We start from the raw sequence: 12709 nt of genomic DNA on the forward strand, positions 1-12709 counted from the left end.
GCCCAGGGCCGCGCATCGGTTTATTCCCTCAGGCGCGCCCCGGAGGGAGGGGTCAGCCCGCGAGCAGCTGGCGCAGCACGTACGGCAGGATGCCGCCGGCGCGGTAGTAGTCGACCTCGATGGGGGTGTCGATGCGCAGCGTCACCACCACCTCCTGGCGCGAGCCGTCGGCGCGGCGGATGACCAGCCGGGCCTCGCTCTGCGGCGTGAGCGCGGGGTCGGGAACCACGTCGATCACTTCGTCGCCCGTCAGGCCCAGGCTCTGCCACGAATCGCCTCCCCTGAACTGCAGCGGCAGCACGCCCATGCCGACGAGGTTGGAGCGGTGGATGCGCTCGAAGCTGCGCGCCACCACGGCCTTGATGCCCAGCAGCTGCGTGCCCTTGGCCGCCCAGTCGCGGCTGGAGCCGGTGCCGTATTCCTCGCCGGCGAAGACCACCGTGGGCGTCTTGTGCGCGATGTACTGCATGGCCGCGTCGAAGATGGACATCTTGGTGCCGTGCATCGGCCCGTCGCCCTGGTAGAGGGTGACGCCGCCTTCCTCGCGCGAGCCGTCCGCCAGCGGCGGGATCATGAGGTTCTTGATGCGCACGTTGGCGAAGGTGCCGCGCATCATCACGTCGTGGTTGCCGCGCCGCGCGCCGTAGCTGTTGAAGTCCTGCTTCATCACGCCGTGCTGCAGCAGCCACTGGCCGGCGGGCGAGGTTTCCTTGATCGAGCCCGCGGGCGAGATGTGGTCCGTGGTGATCGAGTCGCCGAACAGCGCCATGATGCGCGCACCCAGCACCGATTCGGAGTCTTTTTGGGCCGTGGCACCCGCCGCATCAGCGCTGGCAGCTCCTGAATCGAGAGCGAAGTGGGCGAAGAACGGCGGCTCGGCGATGTAGGTGCTGGCGGGCCAGACGTAGGTGTCGCCCGCCACGCCCTTCACCTTGTTCCAGAGCGCGCCCGGGTCGGTGCGCACCTTGGCGTAGTTCTCGCGGAAGGCCTTGCCCTTCATGGCGTAGCGCATCAGGGCGTGGATCTCCTCGCTGCTCGGCCAGATGTCGCCCAGGTAGACGCAGCGCCCGCCCTTGCCCTGCCCCACCGGCTCGGTCATCAGGTCGCGCAGCACCGTGCCAGCGATCGCATAGGCAACCACCAGCGGCGGGCTGGCCAGGAAGTTGGCCTTCAGGTTGGGGTGGATGCGCGCCTCGAAATTGCGGTTGCCCGACAGCACGGCCGCGCAGACCAGGTCGTTGCCGGTGATCACCTCGTTGATCTCGGGCGCGAGATCGCCCGCATTGCCGATACAGGTGGTGCAGCCATAGCCCGCCACGGCGAAGCCGAGCTTTTCCAGGTAAGGCAGCAGGCCCGTCTCGGTGAGGTATTCGGTGACGATGCGCGAGCCGGGCGCGAGCGAGGTCTTGATGTGCGGCTGCACCTTGAGCCCGGCCTCCACCGCCTTCTTGGCCAGCAGGCCCGCGGCCAGCAGCACGCTGGGGTTGGAGGTGTTGGTGCAGCTCGTGATGGCGGCGATGAGCACGTCGCCGTTGCCGATGGTCGGCTGCGGGCTCCTGGGCTGCACGTGCAGCGTGGGCTCCACGTGCTGCACCTCCAGCTTGGGCTTGTTCTGCTCCATCTCGGCCTCGAAGCGCGGCGCACCGGGCGGGGCGGGCTTCTCGGCAGGCACGACCTCGGGTGCCTCGCCGCTCTTGCGGATCTGGTAGCGCGTGTGCAGCAGCTCGGCCGGCCGGTTGAAGCCGGATTCCGCCACCGGCTTGGAGAACAGCTCGGCGAACTGGAGGCAGACGTTGCCCAGCTCGATGCGGTCCTGCGGCCGCTTGGGGCCGGCCAGGCTGGGCGTCACGTCGCCGAGGTCCAGGCGCACGACCTGCGAATAGTCGATCTCGCCCGAGCGCGGCACGCCGAACAGGCCCTGGGCGCGGAAGTAGGCCTCGAACGCCTCGATCTCGGCCTGGGTGCGGCCCGTGCCCTTGAAATAGTCGATGGTCTTCTCGTCCACGGGGAAGAAGCCCATGGTGGCGCCGTATTCGGGCGCCATGTTGCCGATGGTGGCCCGGTCGGGCAGCGCCAGCGTGCGCGTGCCCTCGCCGAAGAACTCGACGAACTTGCCCACCACCTTCTCCCGGCGCAGGATCTCGGTCACCGTGAGCACCAGGTCGGTGGCCGTCACGCCCTCGCGCAGCTGGCCGGTCAGCTCGAAGCCCACCACGTCGGGCGTGAGGAAATAGACCGGCTGGCCCAGCATGGCCGCCTCGGCCTCGATGCCGCCCACGCCCCAGCCCACCACGCCGATGCCGTTGATCATGGTGGTGTGGCTGTCGGTGCCCACCAGCGTATCGGGGTAGTGGACGCCGTTCGCGTCCTTGTGCACGCCGCGCGCCAGGTATTCCAGGTTCACCTGGTGCACGATGCCGAAGCCGGGCGGCACCACGCCGAACGTGTCGAATGCCTGCATGCCCCACTTCATGAATTCGTAGCGCTCGCGGTTGCGCTGGAATTCGAGCTTCATGTTCAGGTCCAGCGCCTTCTTGGTGCCGTAGTGGTCCACCATGATGGAATGGTCCACCACCAGGTCCACGGGCACCAGCGGCTCGATCTTCTTGGGTGCCTTGCCCAGCCGCTGCGCCACGCTGCGCATGGCGGCCAGGTCGGCCAGCAGCGGCACGCCGGTGAAGTCCTGCAGCACGACGCGCGAGACGACGAAGGGAATCTCGTCCTTGCGCGGCGCATGGGCGCCCCAGTTGGCGAGCTGCTCCACGTGCTCGGGCGTCACCTTGCGCCCATCGCAATTGCGCAGCACCGATTCGAGCACGATGCGAATGGATACCGGCAGGCGCCCGATGGAGGGAAACTGGCGCGCCAGCGCCGGCAGTGAATAAAACTTGCCGCCCTTGCCCGATGCCGTGGTGAAAGTCTTGAGCGTGGAGGCGAAAGCGTGGCCTTTGGTGGCTTTGGTGGAAGATGCAGCCATGGGGATACTCCATTCGGGGGACGACAGGTGCTTCTATTCTGGCAGTGGCCCGGCTCCTCTGCCAATTCACCGGCCAATACCTTCACGCAGCACAGTGGTCATAGCGGGGTGAAGGAGGCGTGCCTCAATGCCTCCCGCCCGGCAATGGCCATAACCAGAGAAGGACGTTCCCCGCTTCTCGCCGCCAATAGAAAAGCCCGCTGAAAGCGGGCTTTACGGATGAGCGGATAACGCCGGTTCAAATGGCGAACTTCTCGCGGTCCTCGTTCTGAATCCACTTGGGTGCCTTGCCACGCCCCGTCCAGGTCTGGCCCGTGGCGGGATTGCGGTATTTGGGAGCCACCTTGGTACCGCTGGCCGACGACACGCGGCCGCTGCGGCCCGAAGGAAACACATCCTGCTGGGAAAGGCCATATTCAGCGATCAGGTCGCGCACCTGGGCAACGGCGGCGGAAAGCTCGCGGCGGCGGGCCTCGTTGATTTGCTGCTCCAGCGCTTCGCGCTGCTTCAGGAGGTCTTTATAGCTGGTGTTCATGGCAGTTAATGAGAATGTCGAGGTGGATTAAACGCGGCCGATTTGATTATAGGGATAGTTTGCAAAACCTGCTTGACGTTTGCGGAAATACAGTGCAATGGGCGCAACACCTGCAGCCCTTATACGTATAAACCACACGCACCTGAACCTCTGCGCATTTGCGAATCCAATGCGCCGCATTGGCCGCCTGTAGGAAAACCACCTCGTTTCACATGGTTACTACACCACACCGAGAAAGGCAGCCATGGCCGCGCAGCGGTATGGCCGAATCGGCACGCCGTGGCATGACAATCGCGCTTTCAGAAAGGAAACGGCGGACCCATGGCGATTTACTGTGTGGGCGACATCCAGGGATGCGATGGCGCATTCGAGCGGCTTCTCGCGCATATCGGCTTTTCCCCCAGCCGCGACACCCTGTACCTGCTCGGGGACCTGGTGAACCGCGGCCCGCAGTCCGATGCCGTGCTGCGCCGCTGCATGGCAATGGAAGGCAGCATGCATGCGCTGCTGGGCAACCACGACCTGCACCTGCTGGCCACCGCGCACGGCGTGCGCAAGCCTTCGCGCCGCGACACGATGGACGCCATCCTGCAGGCGCCCGACCGCGCGGCCCTGCTGGACTGGCTGCGCCGCCAGCCGCTGGCGCGCCAGATCGAACACGGCGGAGAAACGCTGCTGATGGTCCACGCCGGCGTGCTGCCGCAATGGAGCGCCCAGGACGCGACGACCCTCGCCGGCGAGGTGCACGCCATGCTGCGGGGGCCACACCTGGGCGGCTTCCTGCAGCAGATGTACGGCAACACCCCCGACCGCTGGGATGAGGGCCTGCAGGGCATGGACCGGCTGCGCGTCATCGTGAACGCGCTGACGCGGCTGCGCTTCTGCTCGCCCGAGGGCGTGATGGATTTCGAGAGCACGGAAAGCGCCAGCCAGCCGCCGGCCGGCCTGGTGCCCTGGTTCGACGTGCCGGCACGGCGCAGCCGGGGCACGCTGGTCGCGTTCGGCCACTGGTCCACGCTGGGCTGGATGAACCGGCCCGACCTGCTGGCGCTGGACACGGGCTGCGTCTGGGGCGGCGCCTTGAGCGCCGTGCGTTTCGGCGCCACGCTGGCCGAGCGCGAGCACTGCCAGGTGGCGTGCCCGCAGGCGCAGCAGCCCGGCGCCTGAACTATCGGAATAGGAGCTGCTCGCGCTTACCCTGCAAGCGCTTGAGCTCGTTTCAGCCGATATTTTTCAGCGCCGCCGCCATGCCCGGCGACAGCCAGCGTGCGCCGCCAGCGTCGGCCACGAGGGCGTCCACGCCCGGGTGCTGCGCGTGCCATGCGCCCGCCTGGGCCGCGCCGCGCACCATGAGCGCCGCGCCCCAGCCGTTTACCTCGGCCACGGTGCGCGCCCGCAGCGCCACGCCGTGCACGCCCTCGGTGGGCCAGCCGGTGCGCGGATCCAGCACGTGGTGCAGACGGCGCCCCGCGCGCACGAAGCCGCGCTCGTAGTCGCCCGAAGATGCCACCACGCCGCCGCCCTGCAGTTCCAGCACGCCCAGCAGCCGCGCGGGCGCTGCCGGATCGCGCACGCCCACGCGCCAGGGGCGGCCCTGCAGGCTGCCTGCCGCAAGCACGTCGCCGCCGCCGTTGACCAGCGCATCGTGCACGCCCGCGCGCGCCAGGGCGCGCAGGCCCGCGTGCAGTATCGGCAGCTTGGCCACGCCGCCCAGGTCCAGCGCCATGCCCGGCCGTGCCAGGCGGGCCGTGCCCGCGCGCTCGTCGAGCACGAGGCCGTCCATGCCGACGAGGCGCAGTGCGCGCCCGATCTGCGCAGGCGTGGGCACGGCCTCGTGCCCCGGCTCGAAGCGCCAGCCGGCGAGCGCGCCCACGGTGATGTCGAACGCGCCGCCGCTCTCGCGGTGCAGCCGCCGCGCGGTGCGCAGCACGGCCATCACCTCGGGCGCCACCGGCACCGCGTGCCGCCCGGCTGCGGCGGCGATGCGGCCGACATCGCTGTCTGCACGGTAGCGGCTCATGAGCGCTTCGAGGCGCTCCATTTCCGCGAACGCCTGGCGGACGGCCTCGTGGGCATCGGCCCCCTGCGCGCTGGCGACGATGTCCACCCGCGTGCCCATGAGCACGCGGCTCTCGCGTACCAGGCCACCGGGCGCGGATGCCAGGGCCCTGCCCGGCGCCAGGTACGCCAGCGCGCCGAGCAGCGGCAGCGCCAGCGCGAAGCGCCTGCGCGTGAGCCGGCCGGGGATGCGCGGATCGGGGTTCATCGCGCTCCTCGCCTTCAGACCGACTGGTCGGCCATGTAGTCCACGGCGGCCTTCACGTCGTCGTCGCTCAGGCTGGCCGCGCCGCCGCGCGCCGGCATCATGCCCTTGGAGCCGGTGAAGCCCTCGATGGCGTGCTTGTAGAGCGTGTCCTTGCCCTGTGCGATGCGCGGGGCCCAGTCGGCCTTGTCGCCCGGCTTGGGCGCACCGGCCACGCCCGCGGCGTGGCACATGGCGCAGGTCTTGCCGTAGGTGCTCTTGCCCACGGTGTTCTCGGCGGGTGCTGCGGCGGGCGCAGGTGCGGGGGCCTGCGCGGCCGGCGCGGGTGCGGGGGCGGCCGGCGCGGGCGCCTCGTTCTTGCCGCAGGCGGTGAGCAGCACGGCGGCAGCGGCCAGTGCCAGGGTGAGGGAGATCGGTTTCATGGGGGGGTTGCCTTTCTTTCTTGCGGTGACATCAAGAGGCGGGAGGGGCGTTGCGGTGCCATGGCCCTGCGCGGCGCCCTCCGACCTGATGTGCGTCAGTGTGGGAGATTTCCCCAAATATTCATTTGACATGCATCAATATGCAAAGAAACATTTTAGGTGAATATTTAACCCACGCAGCCGCCCTCCGGGGCAGCTCCACAACGAACACCGATACGCACCCACCCATGTCCACCTTCCGCTCCCTGAACCGCTGGCGCTGGTGGGTACTGGCGTGGTTCTTCGCCTGCCTGGGCACGGCCGTGGCCGCGCCCCTGGTGCAGCCGCGCACGCTGGAGGTGGTCTGCTCCGGCGCGGGTTCCGCGCTCGTCGTCCACGCCCCTGGCGGCGAGGCCCCGGCCGGCCCGCTGGGCCTCGACTGCGCCCTGTGCCTGCTGGGCAGCGCCCCGCCCCTGCCCGCGCAGGCCCGCCTGCCGGCCCTTCCCGTTTCCACCCCCCTTCCCGCCGCGCCGCCCGGCGTGCATGCCGTGGCCCCCATGGCCACGCCGCCGCCGGCGCGCGCACCACCGTTTTCCCTTTGCCAATCCTGAAAAGAGGCCAACATGAGCACGAAGAAAGAAGTCCAGAACACCGAAGCCGGCATGGGACGCCGCCGCTTCATCAACACGGCCGCGCTGGCGGGCCTGACGGTGGGCGTTGCCGCGTGCAACGATAAGCCCGCCGCGGCGCCTGCCGCCTCGGGCGCCGCGGCGCCCGCCCCGGCGCCGGCCAGCCATGCGGGTGCCAGCGCGCACCTCAAGCCGGGCGAGCTCGACACCTACTACGGCCTGTGGAGCGGCGGCCATACCGGCGACATGCGCGTGCTGGGCCTGCCCTCGGGCCGCGAAATCCACCGCATTCCCTGCTTCGTGCCCGACGCGCTCGTGGGCTGGGGCGTCACCAACGAGTCCAAGGCGGTCATGGGCACCAAGCCCGACGGCCACCTGCGCTACACCGTGGCCGACACCCACCACACGCACGCCTCGTACAAGGACGGCAACTACGACGGCCGCTACGCCTGGATCAACGACAAGATCAACAGCCGCGTGGCCCGCATCCGCCTGGACTATTTCGTCTGCGACAAGATCACCGAGCTGCCCAACGTGCAGGGCTTCCACGGCATCTTCCCCGACAAGGCCGACCCGGTGGACCCGGCCATCAACTACACCACGCGCGTGTTCTGCGGCGGCGAGTTCGCCATTCCGCTGCCCAACGCGGGCATCGAGGACCACACGAAGTACCGCTCCCTCTTCACCTGCGTGGATGCCGAGACGATGGAAGTGCGCTGGCAGGTGCTGATCGACGGCAACTGCGACCTGGTCGCCACTTCGTACGACGGCAAGCTGGCTGCCACCAACCAGTACAACGTGGAAATGGGCGCGAAGTACGAGGACATGATGTCCGCCGAGCGCGACGCCTGCCTGTTCTTCAACGTGGCGCGCATCGAGGAAGCCGTGAAGGCCGGCAAGTTCAAGACCATCGGCACGTCGAAGGTGCCCGTGGTGGACGGCACGCACGAGGCGAACAAGGACCCCAAGACCGCCCTCACCGCCTACGTGAGCGTGCCCAAGAACCCCCACGGCGTGAACGCCAGCCCCGACGCCAAGTACTTCATCTGCGCCGGCAAGCTCTCGCCCACGGCCACGGTGATCGAGCTGGCCAAGGTGCTGGACTGGTTCGACGGCAAGATGGAGAAGCTCGACGACGCCATCGTCGCCGAGGTGGAGCTGGGCCTGGGCCCGCTGCACACCGCCTTCGACGGCCGCGGCAACGCCTACACCACGCTGTTCCTGGACAGCCAAGTGGTCAAGTGGAACGTGGACGCCGCGATCAAGTTCCACGCCGGCGACAAGAACGCCAAGTACGTGGTGGACCGCCTGGACGTGCACTACCAGCCCGGCCACATCAACGCCTCGCAGTCCGAGACGCGCGCGGCCGACGGCAAGTACCTGGCCGTGGGCTGCAAGTTCTCCAAGGACCGCTTCCTGCCCGTGGGCCCGCTGCACCCTGAGAACGAGCAGCTCATCGACATCTCGGGCGAGAAGATGGTGCTGATGGCCGACCACCCGGTGCGCGGCGAGCCGCACGACTTCATCATCTTCAAGCGCGACCTGCTCAAGCCCAAGCAGGTGTATGACCTGGACGACTCGCCCCTGGCGATCAAGGACCCGAAGGAGTCGGGCGTGACGCGCAACGGCAAGAAGGTCACGGTGAAGATCACCTCGCAGGCGCCGGCCTTCAGCCTGCGCGAGTTCACGGTGAAGAAGGGCGACGAGGTCACGCTGATCCTGACCAACCTGGACAAGATCGAGGACCTGACGCACGGCTTCGCCATCCCGAACTACAACGTGAACTTCATCGTGAACCCGCTGGAGACCAAGTCGGTGACCTTCATCGCCGACAAGCCCGGCGTGTTCTGGTGCTACTGCACGCACTTCTGCCATGCACTGCACCTGGAGATGCGCACCCGCATGATCGTCGAAGCCTGACGCCGCACCGCTCCCTGGGCCGCCGCGCGCCCAGGGAGGTTTCAAGCCAAATCGGCTTCCAGCGCTTGCTGGCCAAGCGCTACCAGCTATCAAAACAAGAGTCCCATGATCTCCCTCGGCCCGCGGTTCGCCGCCTTCCTCCTGGCCATGCTGCTGGCCCTCGGCCTGGCGCCCCGCGCCCATGCGGGCGCCTACGAAGCCGAGCTGCCCGCCAACCTGGCTACGGCCCCCGACCTGTGCGCGCTGCTGCCCTGCGGCGAGGTGTTCCCCGGCGCCGTGCGCTTCTCCCAGCGCAAGGGCCAGCCGCCCTATGTCGAGGCCTATGGCGAGGGCGACACGCTGCTGGGCTACGTGATGCTCTCCACCGACATCACCGACACGCCCGCCTATTCGGGCAAGCCGGTGGTCACGCTGATCGGCATGGACAAGGATGGCCGCTTCGTGGGCGTGAAGGTGCTCAAGCACTCCGAGCCCATCCTGCTGCTGGGCATTCCCGAATCGGCGCTCATCAACTTCAACAACCAGTACATCGGCAAGTCGGTGGCCGACACCATCGAGGTCGGCCCCTCGCGCCCCGACGAGAACGTGATCGGCGTCGATGCGATCTCCGGCGCCACCGTGACCGTGGTCGCGCAGAACCAGGTGGTCATGGCCTCGGGCGCCGCCGTGGCGCGGCAGACCGGCATCATCGCGCCCACGGTGCGCGAGCCGGCGCGCTTCGCCGCCAGCGGGCAAAGCTACGACTGGGCCCAGCTCGTGCAGATGGGCGCCGTGCAGCGCCTGGCCGTCAAGCCCGAGCAGGTGGGCCTGCCGCGCGGGCCCGAGCCGTTCATCGAGCTGTGGTTCGGCGACCTGAACCACCCCGACATCGGCCGCAGCCTGCTGGGCAGCAACGGCTGGGGCAACCTGCGCTCGCGCCTGAAGGACGGCGAGAACGCCCTCTTCGTCATCAAGACGGCGGGCGCCGAGTCGTTCAAGGGCTCGGGCTTCGTGCGCGGCGGCATCTACGACCGCGTGCAGGTCAAGCAGGGCGCGGACTCGTTCACCTTCCGCGACCTGGATTCGTACAACCTCTACGGCCTGGAGGCCGCGGGCGCGCCGCGCTACACCGAGTCGGCCATCTTCGTGGTCCGCTCGCCCTCGTTCTCCGCCGCCTACCCGTGGAAGCTGGCCTTCCTGGGCAACCGCGTGGACCAGGCCACGGGCCACCGCAGCTTCGCGGTGTTCGAGTCGAAATACTGGCTGCCCGCCAGCGTGCTCGAAGGCGGCCGTCCCAAGGTCGAGGAGCCCGCCGCCCCGTGGGTGCGCATCTGGAAGTCGCAGGCCCTGCCGATCGGCCTGTTCGCCGCGCTGCTGGTGCTGGTGGGCGTGGTCTATGCGCTGCGCGAGAAGCTCACGCGCCTGTCCACGCACAAGAACAAGTGGCCGGTCAACGGCTTCAAGTACACGTTCTGGGCCATCAGCATCTTCTGGATCGGCTTCGGCTACATGGCCCAGCCCTCCATCACGCAGGTGCTGACCTGGTTCCACTCGCTGCTGTTCCAGTGGACGTGGTCGCTGTTCCTGTCCGACCCGTTCATCTTCCTGTTCTGGATCTTCATCATCGTCACGGTGTTCCTGTTCGGCCGGGGCCTGTTCTGCGGCTGGATGTGCCCGTTCGGCTCGCTGCAGGAGGCGATCTACAAGATCGCCGAGCACATCGGACTCAAGCGCTTCCAGACGCAGCTGCCACAGAAGTGGCACGACCGGCTCAAGTGGGTCAAGTACGCGGTGTTCTTCTTCCTGCTCACCGTGTCCATGTTCTCCATGGGACTGGCCGAGAAGCTGGCCGAGGTGGAGCCGTTCAAGACCACCTTCCTGGTCGGCGTGCTGAACCGCGCCTGGCCCTACGGCCTGTTCGTGGCCGCCATCCTGGGCGTGTCCATCTTCATCGAGCGGCCCTACTGCAAGTACATCTGCCCGCTGGGCGCGTCGCTGGCCATGCCCAGCACGTTCCGCTGGTTCGGCCTCAAGCGCAAGCAGGACTGCAACAGCTGCAAGGCCTGCGCCGTGGGCTGCGGCGCCCAGGCCATCGACGCCGACGGCCGCATCGACCACCGCGAATGCCTGCACTGCCTGGACTGCATGATCCTCTACACCGACGTGAAAGGCTGCCCGCCCCTGGCGCGCGAGCGCAAGCGCCGCGAGAAGGACGGGCTGGAGCTCACGCCCATCGGCAAGAACGGCTACTTCATCCCCATCCATCCCGCCACGGTGGCCGACCAGATCCTGCCCAAGGCCGTGAAGGGGCCCGACCCGCGCATGCCCACCGACCCCACCCTGCCCGTGCACAAGCGCGGCGTGGGCTTCGCCAAGTGGCTGCTGCTGGAGGTGCGCGACCACCTCTGGCCCTGGAGCGCCGAGGGCTGGCGCAGCCAGCGCGCGCTGCAGATGGCGGGCATCTCGCTGGCCATCGCTGCCACGGTGGCCTGGGTCGTGGCGGCCATGGGGCAGCTCTCCTCGGGCGCCATCATCGGCTGGTGGTTCGGCTGGAGCGTGTACGAGGTGCTGATCCGCCTGTCGGGCCGCCGCTATGTGAAGGACGGCCCCTGGTGGCGCGACAATTACCGCGTTGCCGGCGTGATGGACATGATGAGCTACGTGGGATTCAAGAACCTGATGATCGGCGCAGCGCTGTTCCTGGCGCTGCAGGCCCTGGGGCTGGTGGTTCCATGAAAGGCTCCACCACCCACTTAAGCCTGGCCCTGGCGCTGTGGATCGCCGGGGCCTGCCAGGCAGCCACCGTCACCGTGCGCCCGGGCGACGACCTCGCCGCCGCCGTGCGCGCGGCCCGGCCGGGCGACACGGTGGAGGTGCAGCGCGGCCAGTACCGCGCCAACCTGCTGATCGACAAGCCGCTCACGCTGCGCGGCATCGACCGCCCCACCGTGAGCGGCGGCCTGCAGGGCGACACCATCCGCGTGACCGCGCCCGACGTGGTGATCGACGGGCTGATCGTGCGCGACTCGGGCGACAGCCTCAAGGACCAGAACGCCGGCATCTACCTCTACCCCGGCGCCCACCGCGCCGTGGTGCGCGGCTGCGACCTGACCTACAACCTGTTCGGCCTGTGGATCGAGAAGGCCGACGAGGTACTCATCGAGCACAACCGCATCACCGGCAAGCGCGACTACGCCTCCTCGCAGCGCGGCAACGGCGTGCAGCTCTACAACACCCAGCGCGCGCGCATCCTGAACAACGACATCAGCTTCGTGCGCGACGCGCTGTACGTCGACGTGTCGCACAACGCGCTGTTCCAGGGCAACAAGCTGCACCACAGCCGCTACGGCACGCACTACATGAACTCCTACCACAACCTGTGGGAGGACAACGACAGCTACTACAACCGCGGCGGCCTGGCCCTGATGGAAGTGCGCGACCAGGTGGTGCGCGGCAACCGCGCCTGGGGCAACAGCGACCACGGCATCATGCTGCGCACGCTGCAGGACTCGGTGATCGAGAACAACGTCGTCGCCGGCAACAACCGGGGCTTCTTCATCTACGACGTGGAGTACATCCGTCTCAACGGCAACCTGGTGGTGGACAACACCGTGGGCGTGCACCTGGCGGCCGGCTCGAAGAACAACGAGGTGGAGGACAACGACTTCATCGGCAACCGCGAGCAGGTGCGCTACGTGGGCGCGCGCGACGAGCCCTGGGGCACCCGGCGCGGCAACCACTGGAGCAACTACCTCGGCTGGGACCGCGACGGCGACGGCGTGGGCGACGTGCCCTACGAGGCCAACGACATGGTGGACCGGCTCACCTGGCGCCACCCCGGCGTCAAGCTGCTGCTGGCCAGCCCCGCCGTGCAGGCGCTGCGGCTGGTGGCCCAGCAATTTCCCGTGCTGCGCGTGCCCTCGGTGGTGGATCCCCGCCCGCGCATGCAGCCCGGCAACAACGATTGGAGTGAATGGCGTGGCAAGCATTTCCCCGGCCAGTGAC

9 protein-coding genes are annotated in these 12709 nt (G+C 68.3%); 5 read left to right on the forward strand and 4 right to left on the reverse strand.

The window, feature by feature from the left end; all coding sequences use genetic code 11:
* Positions 1-52: 52 nt before the first annotated feature.
* A complete protein-coding gene (locus AVS7_RS06400; protein ID WP_020227598.1) occupies positions 53-2977 on the reverse strand; it encodes an aconitate hydratase in 2925 nt (974 codons plus the stop codon).
* Positions 2978-3215: 238 nt separating this feature from the next.
* Complete coding sequence (locus AVS7_RS06405) at positions 3216-3512, reverse strand: H-NS histone family protein (RefSeq protein WP_020227599.1); 297 nt, start codon at positions 3510-3512, stop codon at positions 3216-3218.
* 321 nt (positions 3513-3833) lie between these two features.
* On the opposite strand from AVS7_RS06405, the gene AVS7_RS06410 reads away from it, so the two are divergent.
* Entirely contained in the window at positions 3834-4679 is an 846-nt protein-coding gene (locus tag AVS7_RS06410) for a symmetrical bis(5'-nucleosyl)-tetraphosphatase (RefSeq protein ID WP_020227600.1), read from the forward strand.
* Positions 4680-4731: 52 nt separating this feature from the next.
* Here the strand turns inward: AVS7_RS06410 and AVS7_RS06415 are convergent, their stop codons facing one another.
* Positions 4732-5778: an FAD:protein FMN transferase gene (locus AVS7_RS06415; RefSeq protein ID WP_020227601.1), complete on the reverse strand. Its 1047-nt coding sequence runs from the start codon at positions 5776-5778 to the stop codon at positions 4732-4734.
* Positions 5779-5792: 14 nt separating this feature from the next.
* Positions 5793-6197, reverse strand: coding sequence for a cytochrome c5 family protein (locus AVS7_RS06420; RefSeq protein ID WP_020227602.1), 405 nt, complete (start codon positions 6195-6197; stop codon positions 5793-5795).
* Positions 6198-6424: 227 nt separating this feature from the next.
* On the opposite strand from AVS7_RS06420, the gene AVS7_RS06425 reads away from it, so the two are divergent.
* The 4 genes from AVS7_RS06425 to AVS7_RS06440 all read left to right on the forward strand — a co-directional run bounded on the left by AVS7_RS06425 (position 6425) and on the right by AVS7_RS06440 (position 12708).
* Positions 6425-6787, forward strand: a complete 363-nt coding sequence (locus tag AVS7_RS06425) for a DUF2946 family protein (protein ID WP_020227603.1) — start codon at positions 6425-6427, stop codon at positions 6785-6787.
* Between the two features lie 12 nt (positions 6788-6799).
* Positions 6800-8725: a TAT-dependent nitrous-oxide reductase gene (nosZ, locus tag AVS7_RS06430; RefSeq protein WP_020227604.1), complete on the forward strand. Its 1926-nt coding sequence runs from the start codon at positions 6800-6802 to the stop codon at positions 8723-8725.
* A gap of 105 nt (positions 8726-8830) precedes the next feature.
* Entirely contained in the window at positions 8831-11440 is a 2610-nt protein-coding gene (locus tag AVS7_RS06435; RefSeq protein ID WP_020227605.1) for a NosR/NirI family protein, read from the forward strand.
* Complete coding sequence (locus tag AVS7_RS06440; RefSeq protein ID WP_020227606.1) at positions 11437-12708, forward strand: nitrous oxide reductase family maturation protein NosD; 1272 nt, start codon at positions 11437-11439, stop codon at positions 12706-12708. The genes AVS7_RS06435 and AVS7_RS06440 overlap by 4 nt, the downstream gene beginning before the upstream one ends.
* Position 12709 lies beyond the last annotated feature (1 nt).

The sequence above is a fragment of the Acidovorax sp. MR-S7 genome (assembly GCF_000400995.2).
Lineage (GTDB): Bacteria > Pseudomonadota > Gammaproteobacteria > Burkholderiales > Burkholderiaceae_C > MR-S7.